This is a genomic window from Enterococcus lemanii, from assembly GCF_016909125.1.
Lineage (GTDB): Bacteria > Bacillota > Bacilli > Lactobacillales > Enterococcaceae > Enterococcus_I > Enterococcus_I lemanii.
In genome coordinates, this window is record NZ_JAFBFD010000046.1 from 1 (window position 1) to 22,089 (window position 22,089).

At 37.3% G+C, this 22,089-nt stretch carries 15 protein-coding genes; 11 read left to right on the forward strand and 4 right to left on the reverse strand.

The annotated features are described in order from the left end of the window. Positions 1-330 precede the first annotated feature (330 nt). Together JOD14_RS11560 and JOD14_RS11565 are read right to left on the reverse strand one after the other, a co-directional pair. The gene (locus tag JOD14_RS11560; protein ID WP_204654953.1) at positions 331-591 is read right to left on the reverse strand and encodes a GIY-YIG nuclease family protein; all 261 of its coding nucleotides are present in this window, start codon (positions 589-591) and stop codon (positions 331-333) included. Further along, the gene (locus tag JOD14_RS11565) at positions 581-1,318 is read right to left on the reverse strand and encodes a tRNA1(Val) (adenine(37)-N6)-methyltransferase (RefSeq protein WP_204654954.1); all 738 of its coding nucleotides are present in this window, start codon (positions 1,316-1,318) and stop codon (positions 581-583) included. Before JOD14_RS11565 ends, JOD14_RS11560 begins: the two co-directional genes overlap by 11 nt. A 244-nt stretch (positions 1,319-1,562) precedes the next feature. Between JOD14_RS11565 and JOD14_RS11570 the strand changes: the two genes are divergently transcribed. The 5 genes from JOD14_RS11570 (at position 1,563) to JOD14_RS11590 (ending at position 12,369) form a co-directional block, all read left to right on the forward strand. After that, positions 1,563-2,177 carry a lysophospholipid acyltransferase family protein gene (locus JOD14_RS11570; RefSeq protein WP_204654955.1) on the forward strand — a complete coding sequence of 205 codons (615 nt, stop codon included), beginning with the start codon at positions 1,563-1,565 and terminating at the stop codon, positions 2,175-2,177. Positions 2,178-2,460: 283 nt separating this feature from the next. Then, complete coding sequence (locus JOD14_RS11575; RefSeq protein WP_204654956.1) at positions 2,461-4,404, forward strand: lipocalin-like domain-containing protein; 1,944 nt, start codon at positions 2,461-2,463, stop codon at positions 4,402-4,404. Positions 4,405-4,946: 542 nt separating this feature from the next. Beyond that, complete coding sequence (locus tag JOD14_RS11580) at positions 4,947-6,092, forward strand: exonuclease SbcCD subunit D (protein WP_204654957.1); 1,146 nt, start codon at positions 4,947-4,949, stop codon at positions 6,090-6,092. Continuing rightward, the gene (locus tag JOD14_RS13570) at positions 6,074-9,202 is read left to right on the forward strand and encodes an AAA family ATPase (protein ID WP_204654958.1); all 3,129 of its coding nucleotides are present in this window, start codon (positions 6,074-6,076) and stop codon (positions 9,200-9,202) included. The genes JOD14_RS11580 and JOD14_RS13570 overlap by 19 nt, the downstream gene beginning before the upstream one ends. After that, positions 9,199-12,369, forward strand: coding sequence for a DEAD/DEAH box helicase (locus JOD14_RS11590; protein WP_204654959.1), 3,171 nt, complete (start codon positions 9,199-9,201; stop codon positions 12,367-12,369). Before JOD14_RS13570 ends, JOD14_RS11590 begins: the two co-directional genes overlap by 4 nt. A gap of 439 nt (positions 12,370-12,808) precedes the next feature. Here the strand turns inward: JOD14_RS11590 and JOD14_RS11595 are convergent, their stop codons facing one another. Beyond that, a complete protein-coding gene (locus JOD14_RS11595) occupies positions 12,809-13,837 on the reverse strand; it encodes an acyltransferase family protein (RefSeq protein WP_204654960.1) in 1,029 nt (342 codons plus the stop codon). A gap of 333 nt (positions 13,838-14,170) precedes the next feature. Between JOD14_RS11595 and JOD14_RS11600 the strand changes: the two genes are divergently transcribed. The 5 genes from JOD14_RS11600 to pepF all read left to right on the forward strand — a co-directional run bounded on the left by JOD14_RS11600 (position 14,171) and on the right by pepF (position 20,423). Next, positions 14,171-15,898 carry an ABC transporter ATP-binding protein gene (locus tag JOD14_RS11600; protein ID WP_204654961.1) on the forward strand — a complete coding sequence of 576 codons (1,728 nt, stop codon included), beginning with the start codon at positions 14,171-14,173 and terminating at the stop codon, positions 15,896-15,898. Positions 15,899-16,153: 255 nt separating this feature from the next. Then, positions 16,154-16,552, forward strand: coding sequence for a transcriptional regulator SpxA (gene spxA, locus JOD14_RS11605; RefSeq protein WP_204654962.1), 399 nt, complete (start codon positions 16,154-16,156; stop codon positions 16,550-16,552). A gap of 176 nt (positions 16,553-16,728) precedes the next feature. Then, positions 16,729-17,460, forward strand: a complete 732-nt coding sequence (locus JOD14_RS11610) for an adaptor protein MecA (RefSeq protein WP_204654963.1) — start codon at positions 16,729-16,731, stop codon at positions 17,458-17,460. 115 nt (positions 17,461-17,575) lie between these two features. After that, entirely contained in the window at positions 17,576-18,547 is a 972-nt protein-coding gene (locus JOD14_RS11615; protein WP_204654964.1) for a competence protein CoiA, read from the forward strand. A 58-nt stretch (positions 18,548-18,605) separates the two neighbouring features. Then, the gene (pepF, locus tag JOD14_RS11620; protein ID WP_204654965.1) at positions 18,606-20,423 is read left to right on the forward strand and encodes an oligoendopeptidase F; all 1,818 of its coding nucleotides are present in this window, start codon (positions 18,606-18,608) and stop codon (positions 20,421-20,423) included. A 598-nt stretch (positions 20,424-21,021) separates the two neighbouring features. On the opposite strand, the gene JOD14_RS13445 is transcribed toward pepF, so the two are convergent. Next, positions 21,022-21,156 carry a hypothetical protein gene (locus tag JOD14_RS13445; protein WP_275581419.1) on the reverse strand — a complete coding sequence of 45 codons (135 nt, stop codon included), beginning with the start codon at positions 21,154-21,156 and terminating at the stop codon, positions 21,022-21,024. Positions 21,157-21,370: 214 nt separating this feature from the next. On the opposite strand from JOD14_RS13445, the gene JOD14_RS11625 reads away from it, so the two are divergent. Next, complete coding sequence (locus JOD14_RS11625; protein ID WP_204654966.1) at positions 21,371-21,973, forward strand: GerMN domain-containing protein; 603 nt, start codon at positions 21,371-21,373, stop codon at positions 21,971-21,973. The last annotated feature ends 116 nt before the right edge of the window (positions 21,974-22,089 follow it).

Sequence of the window (22,089 nt, forward strand, 5' to 3'; positions counted from 1 at the left end):
AAATAAGAGTGATTATTGTGAAGCAATGGAAAAAGCCCATACGAATCTATAAGAACCTTCAACAGTTAAATAAAGTACAGAGGTTCAATTTCAAACATGAAGAACTCTTTAAAGTAGCCAATACCCGATTAGGATGGTACAGACAATGTGGAATGAGTGTTGTAAATTTCATTTTGAATCCAAACATACTTGCACATAGAAAAGGGGACCGACCGGGTTTAGTCAATCCCCTAGAATATTATCTAAGAAAGTCGTGAATAATACAAATGTAGCGCCGTATACGAGACCCGTACGTACGGTGCAATGGGAGGGGCGGAATTAAATTCCCCTCTACCCTATTCGGAGGTATTGTTCTTTTTGTTTGCGATTGAGTTTTTTAAACGCCGCTTCGGCCTGCATCGCCTCACTTTTTGTGGCAAAGGTTTCGCTATGAATCATTTTTAAGGGGCGGCGCATTTTTGGTCGGGTATATTTGGCGCCGATGCCTTGGTTGTGTTCAGCGAGTCGTCGAGTTAAATCGACGGTGTACCCGGCATAAAAAGTACCGTCAAGGCATTTTAAAACGTAGAAGTAGGCTTTTTTATCGGCCATAAAGCATCTCGTGGACAGCTGGTGTATATTCGCCTGTTTGATCATACGTCGTAAGGGGTGGCAAGACTTTAAAGCCAGTTGTTTTGCCATCTTTAATGCCTTCAATTAATAAAATGTTCGCTTCTTTGCCTTCTTTTGGATAAACAAATTGTACGCGTTTAGGTGCCAGGCGGTGTTTTTGCATTTTTTCTAAAATTTCTAAAAAACGATCGGGTCGATGGACCATCGCAAAACGACCATTCATTTTGAGTAAGCGACTAGAAGTGGCTAAGACTTCCTCCAAGTTTGTATGAATTTCATGGCGGGCAATCGCTAAATGTGGATTAGGATTTTTGACGCCAGTCGGGATATTCTCAAAATAAGGTGGATTGCAAACAAGCAGGTCAACAGAGTCAGGTGCTAGTTGCTTGTGGCTGTCTTTTAAATCCATTTGGTAGACGGTCATTTGTTCAGTCAAATGGTTTAAGGCAATGCTCCGTTTGGCCATGTCGGCTAGTTTTTCTTGTAGTTCGACTTGGTAAATATGGGCTTTGGTTTTTTTGCTGATAAAAAGACCGACTGCCCCATTACCTGCACAAAGATCAACGATGGTTCCTTTTTTAGGGATGTTCGGAAAATTTGCGAGCAAGACCGCATCTAAAGAAAAAGAAAAGACGTTGGCACTTTGAATAATTTGAATACCTTGGGCGTATAATTGGTCAATTCTTTCATGTTCATTTAATTGCAAGGTAAAAACTCCTTTTCAAAATTCGCTAGTCTCATTGTAGCAAATAAAAAGTGAAGAAGAAATCCAGAAGCGAGGGTTTTTCACGAAAATTTGAAGCAGCGTCAAATTCGTTTAGACGATTCTTCTGGTGTTTGATCAATTGGCATTTACCAATTTAAAAGCGTGACAAATTATGATAAGATAAATGATAGTTTCAAGCAATAATATACAAATGAAAATGATTTATACAAAAAGGAGAAAAAGCATGTTTTATCGTTTTATGCGCGTCTTAGTGCGTGGTGTTTTGTTTATCGTTAACGGCTCATTTGAAATTCAAAATAAAGAAGCATTGCCCAAAGATGAAAATTATATTTTAGTGGCACCGCACCGAACTTGGTGGGATCCGTTGTATATGGCAGTTGCTGCCAGACCAAAGCAATTTGCTTTTATGGCGAAAGAGGAATTATTTAAAAATGCGCTTTTGCGTTATATTTTAAAACATTCCAATGCTTTTCCCGTTAACCGTAAAAATCCTGGACCAAGTGCTATCAAGACACCGGTGAAGATTTTAAAAGACACGGATTTGTCGTTAATTATGTTTCCTAGTGGGACGAGACATTCCAAAGATTTAAAAGGTGGAATGGCGATGATTGCTAAAATGGCCAAAGTCCGCATTGTTCCTTGTGTGTACCAAGGACCATTAACTTTAAAAGATTTGTTTAAGCGTAAAAAAGTTGTCTTGGCTTTTGGAGAACCCATTGATATTTCAGATATAAAAAAAATCAATGCAGAAAGTCTTCAAATTGTTGAAACACGGATTCAAGGCGCTTTTGATCAGTTGGATTATGCCGTTAATCCAGAATTTAAATATGAGATTTAATAAGTGTAGCAACCTCTTCGTGTATTTTACGAAGGGGTTTTTTAGTATGAAAATGATTTGATAGGAATATTGCTCCATTTATAATTAATAATCCTCTATTAAATAATAGTTAAGTGTATATAGTATGAATTGGATGATTCATTAAGTAAAATACAAAGGGTGTTAATGTATTTGTTAATATTATTTAACCTATTGTATTTATATAGAATTATATATATTAATATTGACTTCTTAAACTGTAAACGTTATCATTACTTATATTGAAAGGGAGGTAGTAGCTGCTATGAGCGATATGAAAATGAAGGTTAAAGTTTTTTGTTTTGGTATTCTATTAATGTTTTTGTTTGGTAATGCTAAAATAGTTAACGCAAATGTTAATCGGGTGTCGGTGCACGATCCATCTGTTTTTTATCATGAAGGTCAATATTATATTTTTGGTTCTCATTTAGCGCAAGCGAAGTCAGATGATTTGTTAAATTGGACGCCGTTGTTTAATCAAGAATATGATAATCCTTCTTCAATACTTGGGGATCTAACTGGTAATTTAAATAAACCTTTTCAATGGGCTGGGTATAACGATGCAGATACTGCAAATGGCGGTTATTCGATATGGGCAGCGGATGTCATTTGGAATGCTGATTTTCAGTGGGAGAATGGGGAAAAAGGAGCGTTTATGTACTACTTTAGCTCTTCATCCACGTGGCGCCGTTCAGTGATTAGTTTTGCTGTTTCTAAATCGGTTGAGGGTCCTTATGAAGTAGTGGATACTTTAATTTACTCTGGTTTTACCCAGAAAGACTCAACGGATGGTAGTACTAGAAATACCAATTATAAAAATACCAATGTTTATGAATTAATTGAAGACGGTACGATAGATGGTTTTAATCCGAAGTGGAATTGGCCAAATGGCGATGCTTATTTTAGTGATTATGCACCAAACGCCATTGATCCGAATATTTTCTTTGGTAATGATGGGAAAATGTACATGACTTACGGTTCTTGGTCGGGCGGTATTTTTATTTTGGAATTAAACGCACAAACTGGAAAACCTATTTATCCTGGTGTGGATAGTGTAAACGCAGAAGGAAATATAGTTGATCGTTATTTTGGTACGCATTTATTGGGAGGATACCACCAATCTGGAGAAGCACCGTATATTGTTTATGATCAAGTAACAGATTATTATTATTTGTTTATAACGTACGGTGGGTTGACTAGAGAAGGCGGTTATAATATGCGACTGTTTCGTTCTAAAACACCAGATGGAAAATATGTAGATGCAAAAGGAAATACGCCAGAATATGACCGATATACGACAGAACCAATTAATGATCAATACGGAATAAAAGTTATGGGGAATTATGAATTTGACTGTCTAGAATCTGCGTATATGTCACCGGGGCATAATTCTGCTTTTATTGATGAAAAAGGTAACTGGTTTTTAGTTTATCATACAAGGTTTAATTCTGGCACGGAATACCATGAAGTGAGAGTCCATGAGATGCTCCGAGGAAAAGACGGTTGGCCAGTAGCAACACCTTTTGAATATGTGGAAAAATCTGAAAAGGCTCTGCCAAAAGAGAAGGAGTTACTTTTAGGAAATTACGAATTTGTTAATCACGGTACGAATACAAGTGGCCTTCCGATTCCTAAAGATTCGATTACTTTAACCGCTGATGGTAAAGTGTCAGGCGCTTTATCAGGAACATGGAGTTACACGTATGATAATCAAAAAAATATTGGTCTTATCCAGCTTAATACCTCGGATGTTGAATACGAAGGGCAATTTTATATTCAAAAAGACGAGTCTAAAAATAGAAAAGACGTTTTGACATTTAGTGCATTAGGCTCAAATAATGAAGTGATTTGGGGCGTGAAAAATTTACCAGATGAAGAAATACCAGGTTCAACAAGTGATTCATCAACTAGCGGTACAAGCGAATCAACGAATGGTTCAACCACAATTGACACAAGCGAATCAACGAATGGTTCAACCACAATTGACACAAGTGAATCGACAAGTAAACCATCAACAAATAACACGACCGACTCTTCAAAAACAAATGGGGGATTAAATAATAAAAACGATTCAAATCACCCTCAAGGCAATAAAAAAGTATTACCGAAAACAGGTGAAAAGAAAAACTTCTTAGCTATTGTAGGTGCTGGTGTAATTATTTTGAGTTTGCTCGGTTTAATGGTTAGAAAATTAAAATTAAATCAATAAATAAAAAGTCGTATAACTTACCTTTTTTAGGTAGAGTTATACGACTTTTTTGCAAAAGGGAATTTGATTGATACTTCTTGTTTGATTGTTTAATTGATCAATATGCTCGTGATAAGAAAGAGAAAATTTAAATAGTGTCTAATGTATAAACTTCAAATTTACCTGCAACTTACTTTTATAGATTTTGATCAACTTGTGTATTAAAAAATAAACTCTTACGAATGACTTTTGGTACCTATTAATTCAAACCTAATATGGCGTCAGTGATGAAAAAACTGTTATGCAAACTCAAGAAAATTTTTGTTTGCAATCATTCATTTGACAAAATCACCCGAGTTGTTAATGGATACTCGTCACTCATTGTTATTTTATACAACGTTTAAGGTTAGCGAAACTGCTCAAAAAAATTAATAAAGTTTGTATTTCCTTAAGAAAATTAAGTGTTTTGCCAAAAGAAATGGTTGGAATATGGAATGGTTATTTTTTATCTAGAAAACTTAGTGGTATAATGAAAAGAAGAAGATTTTTTGAGGAGGTAAAAAATGCGTTTTTTACATACGGCAGATTGGCATATTGGTAAGAAACTTCATGGCTATGATTTACTGAAGAATCAAGAAGCGGCTTTAAAAGAAATCTTAGCAATTGCCCAAAAAGAGCAAGTCGATGCGATTGTGGTTGCTGGAGATTTGTACGATCGTTCGGTCCCGGCAGTGGAGGCAGTCGAGTTACTAAACCGTTGTTTTTATGAAATGAATTTAGAATCAAACATTCCGTTACTGGCGATTTCAGGTAATCATGATTCGGGTCCGCGTTTGGCGACGGGGAGTCCATGGTTTTCACAAAATCAGTTTCATTTACATACGACAATGGCTCAAGCGCTTGTGCCGGTTGAGCTTTCGGATGTTCAATTTTTCTTATTGCCTTATTTCGAACCGATTGAAGCGCGTTTGTACTTTGATGAAGAATTAACCACGATTCGAGCGGCTGTCGCGCGTGTACTGGAGGAAATGCAACAAGCGTTTGATCCGGCTAAAAAGCAAGTGCTCGTGACGCACTTCTTTGTAGCGGGTAGTTCGCGGACGGATTCTGAAACCACGCTTGCAGTCGGGGGATTAGATAGTGTACCAAAGGATTTGTTTGCTCCGTTTGACTATGTTGCTTTAGGGCATTTGCATTCAAAAAATGCGTTAAAAGAAGAAAAAGTGCGCTACAGTGGATCGCTATTAAAATATTCGCTTTCTGAGATGAATGATGTAAAAGGAGTCTGGTTAGTGGATACGGAAAAGTCTGAAAGTATCTTTCAACCATTGCCTGTTATGCAAGAGATTCGAAGTCTAGAGGCGTGTTTTGCTGAATTAACGGATCCAAAATTTTATCAGGCGTTGAATCGGTCTGATTTTTGGCATTTTACTTTGACGGATCGAGCGGTTATTCCAAATATGATGAATCAATTACGCAATATCTACCCGTATATTTTAGGTGTCGAGCGTGTGAGTGGTCAAGCGAGTCTGCCAACGACGAGGCCGACCAGAAGTCAACAAAAATCACCGGAAAAATTAGCGCAAACTTTTTTTACAGAGATAACCGGGGACGCGTTAACGACCAAACAAAAGAGCTGGCTAGAAAAGGGCTTGATTGCCGCAAATGAGATAGAAAAGAGGGCGGTTTTGTGCAACCAAGAAAATTAATTTTACAAAATTTTGGGCCCTTTGTTCATGAGACGATTGATTTTTCGGAGTTTGAAGGTAGTGGCTTGTTTTTAATTAGTGGGAAAACAGGGGCGGGTAAGACGACGATTTTTGATAGTATGTCTTATGCCTTATTTGGTGAAACAACCGGGCAACAACGAAATGGGAAAGAAATGCGCTCTGTTTTTGCTTCGCCAGATGAGCAAACAAAAGTCACTTTTTTATTTGAACATCAGGGTTTCTTTTACGAGGTGGCACGTTCACCAGAACAAACGCTGAGTAAAAAAAGAGGGACTGGAACAACGGAACAAGCGAGTAAAGTGACGTTAACCGTATTTGACTATCAAATGCGTGAACAAAGACAATTTACGAAGCGTCAAGAAGTGGAAGCTTTTATTCAAGAGTTACTACAGTTAGATGCAAAACAGTTTTTCCAAATCATTTTACTCCCTCAAGGGGAATTTCGAAACTTTTTAATTGCGCCATCGAGTGAAAAAGAAAAGTTATTACGCAATGTTTTTGGGACAGATCTTTATCAACGCCTGACAGAGTGGTTAAATGAGCAACAAAAGCAACAACAACAAAATTTAAAAGACCAAGAAAAGAAAATTGAATTGCTTGGTGAAAGTTTTAAATGGCCAGATGAAAAAGAAGTAGCGGTGACAACTGCCGAACAACTTTTGCAGTGGGACAAAGCGCAAGACGGGTTAAAGGCGAATCTTCAAACACAAGAAGCAGAACAATTTTTGTTAGAAAAAGCCCGCGATGAAGCAGAAAAAACTTATTACAAAGCAGAACAATTAGCGAATCAACTCATCGCCTATGAAGCGTTGCAACAAGAATTTGCTCTTTTAAAAACCAAAACAAAGGAAATAGCTGCGCAAGAAAGACGCTTGCAATTTCTCCGTCAATTAGAAAAAGATACTCCTTTTTTACAACAATTAGCAAAAACACGTCAGGCTGTAGTAGAACAAGAGAGTCAAAGCGAGGCGCTAAAACAGCAGTTAGAAGACTTGCAAAAAACACGTCAAGCATGGTCTGATCAAAGAGAAATTCGTGTTGAAAAGGAAGAACGTCTTCAAGTGTTGTCCGTAAAAAAACAAGAACTTGCACGTCTGCTGCCACTTGTTGCCGAAATGAAAGAGGCTGTGGCTGAACAAGGAACACTTCAAGGCGCAGTAGCAACGATTGAGCAAGCGATAACAGAGCTGACGGGGCAACAAAAAATGCTCGCTGCACAAGAAAAATCTTGGCATGAAGCGCTGATCGAACAAGAAGGATTGGCAGAAGAAGCGGTTTCTCTCGCGCAAATCGAAGCGCTCTTGCTTCGGTATGAAGAAAATCAACAAGCCAGTGAACAAATGGCGTTAACTATCGCTGAAATAGCTGAAGAAACGCGCGGGTTGACTCGTAAGTCTGACGAACTTGAAACGCAAGTGGCTGAAAAAGAAGCGATTTTTCTTCAGTTGCAAAGTGAGTTTGCAAAATTACAAATTGAAAAATGGCAACAACTACTAATTCCTGGGGAGCCGTGCCTTGTTTGCGGTTCAACCGATCATCCGCTTTTAGCCAATCAAACAACTGGTGAACAGCACGAAAAAGTAACAATCACCGAAAAAAAAGTCGAAACCGCGCGTAAAGCATGGCAAAAAAAACAAGAGCAGTGGCAAGTCGTCAAAGAAGATTTGAAAGTCTTAGAAGCCAAAAAAGCCCTTTTACTTCAAAATGAGCAACAGCAAAAGGAGAGTCAAGAACAACTAAGTCAGCAACTCCAAGGGTTACTTCCTTTAACCGAACCGACATTCAGACAAGCTTATACGAAACGCCAAGCTGTTTGGCAAGAAAACCAAGAAAAAGTGGCGTTGGCTAAAGAAAAACTCGTCCAAATTCAAGAACAATCTAGCCAATTCAATCAAGACTTAGAAGCGATGCAACTAAAAAAAGAAGACCTCAAAACGCACTTAATTCAGCAAGAAGCGCGTGTCTTGCATCTACAAAAGCAATTTGGTCAAACATCAAGTGAGCAGATTGAAGTAACTTTTGCGCAAATCGTAGATGAACTTGCCAATGTCACACAGTGGTTAGACGCTGATCAAGCAGAAGGCCAACGTTTGGAAAAAGAAGCAGTCGTTTTGTTGGAAAGAAAAGCCGGTCTGGCTCGTCAACTGCTAGCAAGTGAACAATTATTCGCTGAGCAAAAATTAACCTTGCAACAATTATTGCGTCAATATCCAGCGGGAACGACTGAAGCAAGCTTGCAAGAAGAACAAAATTCGTTCGATCAAATAATGGCGCTTGAACAACAAGTCCAAGCTTATCGCGAACGTGAACAGTTTTTAACGACGCGTTTAGCGCAAGAAGAAGGCTTAAAAGACCAAGAAATGCCCGATCTCACCCATTTAAAAACATTATTTGAGCAGGCAAAAAGTGCTTTTGTTGCACAACAAAAGCACGTCTTACAATTAAATGAGCAGTGGCAACACAATGCAACCTTGGTCCAACAAGTCCAAGCGTTGTATGATCAAACCCAAGCGGCTTTTTGTGAGTTGGCTGAACTTGAACAGTTGAGTCAAACGATTCGAGGCGATAATTTGCAGCGATTAAGTTTTGAACGGTATATTTTACAAACGTATTTGAATGATGTACTAGAAGTTGCGAATCAGCGTCTTACTCGTCTAACCCGTGGTCGCTATCAGTTTTTAATTGCGACGGAAAAAGGGAGCTACCGTCGTTCAACTGGTCTTGAAATTAATATTTATGATGACAATGCAGGGGCGATCCGTCGTGCGCAGACCTTATCTGGCGGGGAGAGCTTTATTGCAGCTTTGGCTTTAGCGCTGTCTTTAGCAGATGTCATTCAACAACAAGCAGGTGGCATTGCGATTGAGGCGTTATTTATCGATGAAGGTTTTGGGTCTTTAGACGAAGAGTCATTAGAAATGGCGATTGAAGCACTAGAAATGATTGAACAAGAAGGCCGTTTGATTGGGATTATTTCCCATGTGCGTGAGTTAAAAGAACGTATCCATCAACAATTGATGGTCGAAACAAATGGCTATGGGCAAAGTAAAACCAAATTAAAGTTAGGTGAAAGGTGGGCTGAGCGATGAAATGGAGTATTCCAGAGCGAGTCGTTGAAAAAGGGCGTGATTACTTAAAGGCGGGCCGCGTGTTGTCTGCCGTTCCAGATAATGAAAATCAAGTTTGGCGAGCAGAAGTCTTAGGTAGTGAGTTGTATCGCGTTGATTTGGATGCTACGGCGAAAGAAGAAGATTATTGTCAGTGCCCTTACTGGGAGGAACATCATTATTGCAAGCATACGGTAGCGGTTGAGTTGTATTTAAGACAAAAAGGCTTACAACGTCAAATTCAAGCGACAACGCCAGTAACGCTATCGAATTTTTCTTCTTCTGAGATGTTTTCCAAAGGATTTTATCGTTTGCAAGAAGAAGTCTCACAAGCCACCTTGCTGCCACTTGAAATCAGCATCCAACTAGAAAGTATTGCCACAAATCCTTATCGAAGCGAACTGGATTTGTTGGCATTAAACCTTAGAGTTGGTCAAAAAGGTGAAAGAAAATATTTAGTTAAAAACATTTATAAGTTTTTACAAACCTATCAAGATCAAAAAGTCTTTAGCGGGATTAAACAAAGCAATTATTATTTGCATCCACAAGCTTTTTCTTTTGAAGAAAAAAAGCTGCTCGACCAACTTCTGGCCTTGGCTCAAACAGCGCAGTTGCTAGGTCAAACCGGGGTTGTTGTGAATGGCCAACTGGATCGAAAATACTTACTTTTACCGATTCAACAAAGTCAGGAAATCTTGGAACAACTTCAACAAGTACCGTTTGTCTTTCAAGGTAGAGCGTATAAAACGAATCAATTGCATTTTGTTGATCAAGTAAGCCCAATGCATTTTACGTTAAAACCTGCAGGAGAGGCGTATGTTTTAACGTTAGAACAAAATTTTCAACAAGTTTTTCAGACGTATCGCTGGGCGTTTTTTCAAAATGAAATCTATCAATTGACGCCTGAAGCTTTAGAAATTTACTTGACGACGGAACAGTTATTAAAACGACTAGAAGAACCGGTTATTTATTACCCTAAAAATGAGCTATCGGTATTGTTCCGCCAAGTCTTGCCCTTATTACGCAAGATTGCACAAGTCACGATTGATGAGCAAGTGTATCAAGCAATTAGCGAAGAAAAGTTGCAAGGGGTATACTATTTGCGCCGTAAACAAGGCAAGATTGATGTGCGCGTTGATTTTGAATATGGCGAAGTGGTTTATTCGAGTAATCCAGCTTTTGAAAAAATTCCAGAAAATGTCCCGGAAGTCTTGCGTGATTATCATTACGAAAAACGGATGGCTCATTTATTAGAACAGTTAAATTTTGAAAAAACACTAACCGGTTGGCAGAAGAAAATACCGCAGGGGCAAGCACTCTTTTTGTTCTTTACGAAAGAAATTCCGCTTTTTCGTCAATTGGGCAAAGTTCAAATTGGGAAAAAATTGCGTGAATTGTACGTGTTAGATAAAGAAATTACGCCCGTTCTTGAAGTGGCGCAAGAAGACTCGTGGTTAAATGTTTCTTTTGATATTTCCGGCATTGATTCTAACGAAATTGAGGCCGTTTTACAAAGTTTGTTAAAGCAAGAAGCGTTCCATACACTGGCTGATGGAAAAATCCTTGCGTTGACGGAAGAACGCTTTATTGAAGCAAGTCGTGCGCTGCAACAATTGCGCGATGCCTTTAAACAAGAGGCAACAAATTTTGTTGTTCCATTACACCAAGGATTGCAATTGCAACAACAATTAGGGAACCAAGCAACATTTACACAAAACTTCAACCAATTGACGGATCATTTACTAAACCCTGATCATTTTGACGTTTCTTTACCTAGTAGTTTGAATGCCGAATTACGACAGTACCAAGTATCGGGCTTTCGTTGGCTGAAAATGTTGAGTGAGTATCAATTTGGGGGGATTTTAGCTGATGAAATGGGACTAGGCAAAACCTTGCAGATGATTACTTATTTGCTCTCAGAAAAAGAACAAAAACAAAAATTGCGGGCGTTAGTGATTGCGCCAGCCAGTTTAACTTACAACTGGCAACAAGAAATCAAGCGTTTTGCGCCAGCTTTAAGTGTCCGCGTCATCCATGGTGATAAAGAAGAACGAGAAGCATTGTTAGCCGAAGATGTCGATGTTTTCATTACTTCTTATACGAGTTTCCGACAAGATGTTGAACATTATCAGGATTTATTTTTCGGCTATTTGATTTTAGATGAAGCACAAATGGTCAAAAATAATACGACGAAAACGGCACAAGCAATCCAATCCTTAGCAATTCCTCGTCGATTTGCTCTAAGTGGTACACCCATTGAAAATAATTTAGAAGAGTTATGGGGCTTGTTCCAATTAATTATGCCCGGCTTTTTCCCGAATCGAACCAAGTTTCGCGAATTATCAGTAGAAGAGGTGGCTAAAATGGTCCAGCCGTTTGTTTTACGCCGGGATAAAGCAAGTGTGCTGAAAGATTTACCTGAAAAAATTGAACGCAATTACTATAGTGGGTTGACCGATGAACAAAAGAAAGTGTATTTAGCATACTTAAAGCAAATGCGCGAAGAAGTATCTGGCATGGATCAAGCCACGTTTCGTAAAAGCCGCATTTCAATTTTAGCAGGCTTAACCCGTCTGCGCCAAATTTGTTGCGATCCACATTTGTTCTTGGAAGATTATGAAGGCTCTTCTGGTAAACTCGAACAAGTCAAAGATTTAATTGAAACGGCCATCCAAAACAAGCGCCGTATTTTACTCTTTTCACAATTTACTGGCATGTTGAGTATTTTAGAAGAAGCTTTAAAACAAATGGGGCTAGAGACGTTTTATTTAAGAGGTAGCACGCCACCAAAAGAACGAATCGAAATGGTCGATGCGTTTAACCAAGGTGAAAAAGAAGTCTTTTTAATCTCGTTAAAAGCAGGGGGCACTGGCTTAAATTTAACAGGTGCCGACACGGTTATTTTATATGATTTGTGGTGGAATCCGGCAGTGGAAGAACAAGCAGCCGGTCGTGCGCATCGGATGGGACAAAAGAAAGTCGTTGAAGTTTGGCGGATGATTGCAGAAGGAACCATTGAAGAGAAAATGGATTCGCTTCAACAAGAAAAACGCGAATTGTTCCAAAAAGTAATCCAAGGAAACGCCGAACAATTGCAGCAACTAACTGAAGAAGATATTCGAGCGATATTAAGTATAGGTAGTGAATAACGATCATAATACAATAAGCTCCAACTATACTTGAATTATTCAATAATTTAATCGAGAGAAATATTGACCTCTAATGGGTAATCGAAAAGAGTTTATGTTTTCAACGAATATGAAAATCTTTATTGAGAAAATTGTGTCGTATATGCTTTATAAGTTGCGTATAAATTTGTGGGTTATACATTAAAATCCGTGTACTTGTTATATAAAATATTGAGGTCAAACCGAATGTACTCAGCATTTAAATAAGTAAAGGCACAGCTCCACTGATTGGATTAGTATCCTAATTAGCGAAGTCGTGCCTTTATTCGTGTATCTCTCTTTTTGATCACTCAATTACAATATTATTTTGAATCAAGTTTGAAATTATTAACATTGCCTGTTGAAAAACTAGCTTTAAGTTGCTTTATTAATACACATATATACTTGCAACAACTTACCATTAATACAACATCTTTAATAATTTTAATTTTTTATTTTTTTCAAATTTAATAATAAGAGCTGCTAGAATAAGAGAACTAGTTAGAACCAAGAAAAACCTAGTCAATCCAACGATTTCAATATTAAATACCTTACTGAAAACAAGATAAGTAAATAAAAAATTAAAGTGTGAAAAATATACTATTGTACTTAAATTTCTATAGATTATAGCATTCTTTATTTCAATTTTAGTTTTTAGTATACTAATAAATAAAAATATTGAAAAGGGAATCAAACTTATAAACGCGTCGTTGGCCCTTACGATTTGAAAGTGCCGAAGAATATTCATTTCAATTATCATTAGCACCAATCCTATAACTGTAAAGATATGGAGTAAGTTTGTCATTTTTCGTATTTTTAGCTCCTTTTCAGCAATAATTTTACCTATAACTATATAAATTAATGATGCGGGAAAACCATTGAACCAAGAGCTAAATAAAAATTCATAATCTAAAATAAAAGACTCAACTACAGTGTTTTCTATCAATCCATAATAAGAGCTTGCTAAAACACTACCAATATAAAATAATAAACCTAGTAGTATAAGCCAAATATTAGATACCTTTTTAGATAAGAAATAAACTAATACAATCGAATAGACCATAGCAACTAAATACCATGACCCACTAAAGCTAGAGCTGAATAGTGTATCTCTTATAAACGTAAATAAATTGGTGAGCATATTGTCATCTGGAGAAATAAAACGATTATAAATAGTGAAAGGTAGAGAGATAACAAACCAACTTAGATATAAACTTCCTATCCTTGATAAATATTTTTTTAAATCAGATTGAGGTTGTGCAGAGTTCTCTAATTTTTTAAACAAAAAGAAACTTGAGGTTATAAAAAAGAATGGAACAGCAAATCGTGCAATGACTATTAAATTATAGTTTGCGGTTTCGTTAATTAAAATTAATGGATGGGTATGAATCGCTACAACAAATATACTTGCTATGAATTTTGTTAAATCTATGGAATCATACTTCACCATACAGCACTGTTATTGTTTTGTCGATTAAAAGAACAATTGATTTTATTCACTTTCAATATCTCCCTTCTTAATAAGATTATTTTAATCTAAATGTAGAGGAAGTCAAGCAGCTACAGTGAATTAAAGAGTTAGGGCAATTTTCTTGTGATAACATTGTAAGCACTTGAGATAGATAGGAAAAAATATGTACTATCAAGGCTTAAATCGATTTTTTTCAATTACAAGTGTCGCCACTTACCCAATCGCTCTTCAAAAAGACATCGCTAGAAATTTTCAAATTTTAGCTAAAAGTCTGTTATAATGTTTTGAGAATGATAAGGGAGGTTTTTTTATTTGTTAGCAAGGTTTTTTCGTTATTACCGGCCGTATCGCGGTCTTTTCTTACTTGATTTTTGTTGTGCAATTTTGGCGGGTGTTCTAGAGCTTGCTTTTCCGATTGCGGTGAATCAAGTGATTGATAAAATCATGCCTCAAAACAATTTTCGTTATGTTTTACTAGCGAGTTTGGGGTTATTATTGTTTTATATCATCAATACTCTTTTACAGTATATTGTTGTTTACTATGGTCATAAATTAGGTGTGAATATTGAAACCGATATGCGAAATGAATTGTTTCAACATTTGCAAGAACAACCGTTTGAATATTATGATAATCAAAAAACGGGCAAGTTGATGAGTCGCTTGACGACGGATTTATTTGAGATTTCAGAAGTTGCCCATCATGGCCCAGAAGATGTCTTTATTACGATTATGACGTTATTAGGTGCTTTTATTTTGATGTTACAAATGCACGTACAATTGGCGCTGGCAACCTTTGCTTTAATTCCGTTAATTACGTTTGCTTTGGTCTTTTTTAATAAGAAAATGACGACGGTTAACACGGATATTTATGAAAATTTAGGAGAGTTTAACGCGGGAGTGGAAGCAGCGGTAAGTGGCATTCGAGTGACGCAATCATTTGCCAATGAGGCTTATGAAAAAAAACGCTTCTTTCGTCTGAGTGAATTGTATCGCCAGTCTAAGATTGTCTTTTATAAAGTGATGGCGCTAAGTTCTTCTTATAACTATTTTATGATTCGCTTAATTAATTTGTTTGCCTTAATTTTTGGTGCGTACTATACCATTAAGGGGGAATTGACTTATGGGCAATTTGTTGGTTTTATTTTATTAGCGAATGTTTTTGTTCGTCCGATAGAAAAAGTAAATAATATGATCGAAAGTTACCCTAAAGGGATTGCAGGGTTCAAACGACTAACGGAAGAACTTGATAAAAAACCAACCATTGTGGATCGTCCGAATGCCAAAATGGTCCAACATTTAAAAGGTGATATTGCTTATCAAAATGTCTCTTTTGCTTATGCAGATCATACGAAAGTTTTACAAGATATTTCTTTAACGATTCAAGCCGGTGAAACGGTCGCTTTTGTCGGTCAAAGTGGTTCTGGTAAAACGACGTTATGTAATTTATTGCCACGTTTTTATGAAGCGACAGAAGGGACAATTACCGTTGATGGGATTGATATTAAAGAAATGACCTTGGCTTCCTTGCGCCATCAAATTGGAACGGTGCAACAAGATGTCTTTTTATTCCCAGGAACGTTACGTGAAAATATTGCTTATGGAAAACTCGATGCAACGGAAGCTGAAATTATCCAAGCGGTCAAATTAGCACACTTAGAAGCAGTGGTTCGTCAAATGCCCCAAGGTTTGGAGACAATTGTTGGCGAACGTGGCGTGAAACTTTCCGGTGGGCAAAAACAACGAGTGGCGATTGCCCGAATGTTTTTAAAAAATCCACCGATCTTGATTTTAGACGAAGCAACTTCTGCGTTAGATACTGAAACAGAAACGGTCATTCAAGAATCATTAAATTCACTAGCAAAAGGGCGAACGACCTTAATTATTGCCCATCGTTTAGCAACGATTAAACACGCGACACGAATTATTGTCATGAGTGAGCAAGGTATTTTAGAACAAGGCACCCATGAAGCCTTAATGGCAAATAATGGGCCTTATCGTAAATTATATGATGCGCAATTCCACGAACCGGTGACCGTTTAAACTGAAAAGTTGTTTTTCTAAGCGGGCGCGACTATAACAGTTATTCATGCTGTTTTAATGAGGATATGATTAGAAAATGGTGAAGTAAAATAAGGAAAGAGAAATAAAGAGGCGTTTTTACTTTGTTAACTCGTTAAAAGTATTTTTGAAAGAAGCCTAGTAATTTCTCATGATGTACGCTATAATAGATACATCAATGAAACATATTGATTGGCTGTTCTTTTGTTTTTTGAATAAGAAAAGGAGTGATGCACGTTGTTGACACTATATACTTCCCCAAGCTGTACGTCATGCCGCAAAGCTCGTGCCTGGTTAATTGAGCACGAAATTCCTTTCACTGAACGTAATATTTTTTCTGAACCTTTAGGATTAGACGAGTTGAAGTCTGTCTTACAAATGACAGAAGATGGTACAGAAGAAATTATCTCAACCCGCTCGAAAGTTTTTCAAAAATTGAACATGGACTTAGATGATCTTCCGCTTCAAGAATTATTAAAACTGGTTCAAGAAAATCCGGGGTTGTTACGTCGCCCAATTATGGTCGATGAAAAGCGACTTCAAGTTGGTTTTAATGAAGATGAAATTCGTCGTTTCTTACCAAGAGACATTCGTCAATACGAATTACGTCAAGCGCAATTGATGTCAGGATTATAATAATTAAGCACAAAAACTGAAGCAAATTTTGTTTCAGTTTTTTCGTGTGTTAAGTTTTTATTTCAAATCTTAGAAAAAAATGAAGAGGATTTCGCGAAATCAGCGTTTTTTCTTTACTTTTAATTTTCTTTCGCTACAATAAAATAGAGTCATTTGAAAGTGAGGTGGAATGAACGATGGAAATGGAACATATTAATGAAAATACGATCCGAGTTTTGCTTAAGCCAGAAGATTTATCTGCTCGAGGTTTTAACTTTTTTAATTTATTAACGGATCGACAAGAGATTGAAGATTTCTTTTATAGCGTATTAGAAGAAGTAGACGTAGAAGGTGAGTTCCGCGGGAGTGAAGCGGTTACTTTTCAAGTGTTGCCCAAGGATGGGGGGCTAGAGTTGTACATTAGTAAGAATATTGGTGATGAAGAAGGCAATCCCTTTGACTTTCTTGCACAACATTTAGACGAACATCGATTTTCGGAGTTCGATGAAGACCTAATGGATGAAGAAGAGTTGAAACTGGAGGAACTTCTTGAAGAAATTGAGAGTGTCAATAATGTTCAAGAGCCAAAAGAAGAAGTGAAACCAGAATCTAAAAAAATTACGAAGAAAATCAAAGAACTTCCAAGAGCCTATGTTTTTGAATTGTTAAATTTTGAAGCAGTCATCTACTTGGCGAGTGCGTTATCTTTACCTGAAGTGAAGAACAATCTTTACTTAATTAATGATCATTACTTTTTAAGTGTTGCTTTTTCTAAAGAGGAATTAGAAAGTGAAATTAAGAATAAGGTTGCTTTGATTTCAGAGTTTGCCCGTTTAAGCCCGGTTACAGAAGACGTTTTACTTGAGCACGGGAAAATTATTATGAGTGAAGACGCATTAGAGACAACCAAACATTATTTCTTAGCTTAAATTAAAGAGTCACAGATATTTTTATCTGTGGCTTTTTTTGTTTGTTCTAAAAAAAGAATTCCTTCAAAGATTCCAGCAAGTTTTGCGAATTTAGTAGAGAAAGGGGGAGGAGCGGATGTTAATTGCGCAAACAAAATTAGGTGAAAGAAAATTAGCAAGTGCTTGTTTTAAAAAAGAAAAAGAGCAATACTTTTGCCCGAGCTGTCAGAAAGAAGTGCTCTTGAAAAAAGGTTCAGTCAAACGGGCCCATTTTGCTCATCGCCATTTAACAACTTGCGCTGCCTTTAGCGAAGGCGAAACGGTTGAACACTTGGCAGGCAAGTTTCTACTCGCCGAATGGACAAAAAACGGCGAGCTAGAAGCCTATTTGCCAGAATTAAAACAGCGGCCCGATGTACGCTGGGGGCAAATCGCGTTTGAATTTCAGTGTTCACCACTACCGCTTGAACGTTTTTTAGAACGAACAATGAATTATCAAAAGCATGACTATGTTCCTTGGTGGCTACTAGGCCAAGCATTATTACCAAAAGGTGCATTTAGTCAGTTAGTGAAAGCTTGTTGTTTCTATCATTCAAAGGATGGCATTCAATTTTGGGGGATGGATGTGAAAAGCGAGGCGATCTTGTTGTATCACCAAATCGCTTGGCATTTTGCGTACCCGGTTTATTATGAAATTCAACGGTTTGATCTTTGTAAGTATTCCGTTAGAGAAGTCCTCGCTACTCCTGTCCTAGCAAAAAAACGTGTATTGCCTTGGCAAATTAGCCATTTTAAACAAGTTCTAACCAAAAAGCTTTATTACCAAAACCCAACGATCTTAAAATTACAAACAAAAATCTATGAACTCGGTGGGCATCTGCTTTATTTACCAGAATGGTGTTATCGAAATAGTCGTTATTTTTTCTTTTTTGAAGAAGAATTACTGTATTTACGTTATGCTTATTGCCAAACAGAGTCATTTGTCGCCTGGAAAGAAATCGTTAACCCATTTGTAAAGTCTTGGTCGTATCCTTTTATTCCACTGGAAAAAATTTTAACTGAAGTCTATGCAGAGTGTGCATCCTTACAAAAAATAATTTTCTTTTAAAAAAGGTCAAAAAAGGAGGAATTGTGATAAACTAATTAAAAAAGGAGGTTATTTTTTTATGTCAGAAATGAAGCAATTACCTATGAGAGAAGAAGTCCCTGTTGCACTTACATGGGATTTAACCACAATTTTTACAACAGAAGCTGCTTTTGAGGAAAGTTTCAAAGAAGTGCAGACGTTGATTCCTGAATTACTTGCTTTAAAAGGCACACTCCATCAAGGGGCGGCCGCTTTTTTAAAGGCGTTAGAGTTCATTTTAACGGTTTCCCAGCAATTAGAAAAATTATATGTCTATAGTCATTTAAAAAATGATCAAGACACAGCCAATGCGACTTACCAAGCTTTATATGCGCGTTGTGGTACATTACTTGCCCAAGTAAGTGAGGCGATGTCTTGGTTTGAACCAGAACTATTAACGTTAAGTGATGAAGAAATTTTAGGCTACCTAGCGGAGGAACCAAAACTATCACTTTATCGCCACTACGTTGAGCAAATTATTGCCAATCGTGCCCATGTTCTGCCAGAAGAACAAGAAGCATTACTAGCTGGAGCTGGCGAAATTTTCCGCGGTCCGAGCACGACTTTTTCTGTTTTAAATAATGCCGATTTGGAATTCCCTGTCATTGAAGGGGAAGAAGGTGAAAAAGTACAATTGTCGCATGGATTGTATGGTCAATTACTCGAAAGCACGAATCGTCGTGTGCGTGAAGAGGCTTTTAAAGGCATTTATCAAGTTTATCGCCAATTCCGAAATACGTTTGCGACGACTCTTAGTACGAATGTGAAAAGTCATAACTTCAATGCTAAAATTCGTCAATACGACTCGGCTCGAGCAGCGGCCTTAAGCAATAATCATATTCCGGAAGCTGTTTATGATCAGTTGGTTCAAGTTGTTAATGAAAACTTACCACTGCTTCATCGCTACATGGCTTTAAGAAAACGTCTTTTACAAGTGGAAGAACTCCATACTTATGACTTATACACCCCGCTACTAGGTGAGGCGCCAATTCGTTACACTTATGAAGAGTCCGTTGCCAAAGCCAAAGAAGCCCTCCAACCGATGGGTCCAGAATATTTAGCGGTAGTAGAAGCAGCTTTTAATGATCGTTGGATTGATGTGGTCGAAAATAAAGGGAAACGCAGTGGGGCATATTCTTCAGGCGCGTATGATACCAATCCGTATATTTTAATGAACTGGCACGATACGCTTGACCAATTGTTTACGCTCGTTCACGAGATGGGGCATAGTGTGCATAGCTATTTTACTCGCAATAACCAACCTTATGTTTATGGTGATTATTCAATCTTCTTAGCTGAAATTGCTTCAACAACAAACGAAAACTTGTTAACCGAATACTTATTAAAAACAGAAAGTGATCCAAAAGTCCGGGCCTATATTTTAAATCACTATTTAGATGGCTTTAAAGGAACGGTTTTCCGTCAAACGCAATTTGCGGAATTTGAGCACTTTATGCACGAAGAAGAAGCAAAAGGCACGCCTTTAACGAGTGAGTTTCTAAGTGAGCATTATGGTGCTTTGAATCAAAAATATTATGGACCGGCTTTAACAATTGATGAAGAAATTTCATTAGAATGGGCCCGCATTCCACATTTTTACTACAACTATTATGTGTATCAGTATTCAACTGGTTTTTCAGCTGCATCGGCCTTAGCAGATAAGATTTTGGCGCAAGAACCAGGGTCTTTAGATAACTACTTAACCTACTTAAAATCAGGTAGTAGTGATTACCCAATCGAAGTGATGAAAAAAGCTGGTGTGGACATGACGCAAGCAACTTACTTAAGAGAAGCGATGCAAGTTTTTGAAAATCGCTTAAATGAACTAGAAGCGTTAGTCGATCAATTGATAGACTAAACTTAAAAACTTCTCAAGTTTAAAAGCTTGAGAAGTTTTTTTAATTTGGTCAAGTCTGGCTGAACGATTGGTTTTTGATGAAAAAATTGTTGGTCTAAAGAATAGCTACTGAATAATTTGGATCAATGTCAATATTCATAACGTGACAAATTTTCGAATTTTGTAAGCGCCGCTCACCTACGAGAATTCATTGGCTTGGGTGGCCGTGAGACCGCTTCGAGCCCGTAGTCTCTCAGCTTTCGAGCTTCAAACGGAAAGCTAGTTGCTAAAGCACCAAGCTTCCGTAATTCACATCGAATCTTTTGACACGGCTCCGGCGCCAATGATTCTCTTCGGTTCGCTCGAGTAGATGAATCAACAATAGGTGCATACAAACCTTTATTTAACAAAAAAATATGAAACAATTTATTAAAAAAAGAATGAGTGACAAGTATTGATTAACAAATAGTGTGATTTCGTCAAATACAAGGATTGCAAACAAGAATTTTCTTAAATTTACATAATGGTTTCTTCAGCGCTAAAGTCATATTATTTTTGAATTAGTAAGGCACCAAAAGCGATTCGTAAAGGTTGTACAACATTGCCTTTTTTATTTAGCCTATTTCACTTCTAGCTCTGCGCAAGGAATACGAGCCACTTTTTTAATCCAACGATTTTCAAGGGTTGTTTTTAAACCAATAAATTGATCAAAATCTGCAAAAATAAGTTGCGGGTGAATTTGTGTTTTATACATTAGAAGTCTCCAATATTGATAAAAGTGCACCGATTTCCGTATTCTATCGTTCAAAGGCTGGCCTGATTATATAAAATATCGAAGTCAAATAAATCACTTTAAAGAGAAAGTACGTGTTTTTTTGCGAGGCGTGAAAAGGCTTTCGTTTGCTTTTTTTGTCTAAAAGGATGAAAATAGAATAAACACTGGTGCTTTTTTTGAAGGAGTGAATCGTATGAGTAAAAAATTTTGGTGGGCTCTTGTAAGTGTTTTATTTGTAGTTTCTGGCTGCTCGTGTACGTTACCGTCCCAAAGTTCCTCTTCTAGTACATCTTTTTCTAAAACGCAAACTTCAAGTCAATCAACAATCGCAAGTAGCACAGGCGCGACCAGTGAGTCTTCTTCTGATTTGCCTGTGCAACAAACCGTCACTTTGTATTTTCCAAATCAAAAGTACATTGAATTTGGTCAAGAAGCAGATAATTATTATTTAACAGAAACAAGGCTCGTTCCAAAAGAGACAGCAAATCTGGCGGAATTTGTTGTCCAAGAGTTATTAAAAGGGCCACAAAACACGACAGAAGCAACTTCGGGGATACCTGCCTCTGTTGGGCTAAATCAAGTGAACCTCTTGGAAGAAACGGCTTACGTTGATTTGAAACAACAAGGGTTAGCGGGTAGTTCTTTGCAAGAGTATTTTTTAATCAATCAAATGGTCAAAAGCTTACTCGATTTAGAGCAAATCAAAGCGGTTCAATTTTTAGTGGATGGTGAAATCGTGGAATCTCTAATGGGGCATTATGAAGTGAATCAGCCATTAACGAGTGTCTTAGATTAGATTAGAAAAAGAACCCTCGAATTTTAGGCTCTTTGTCAAATAGTGTTGTTTAGCAATATCCGTATAATTAAGAAGGACTCAGGTTCTTCTTTTTTTGTTATTTAATTTTGGCTTTT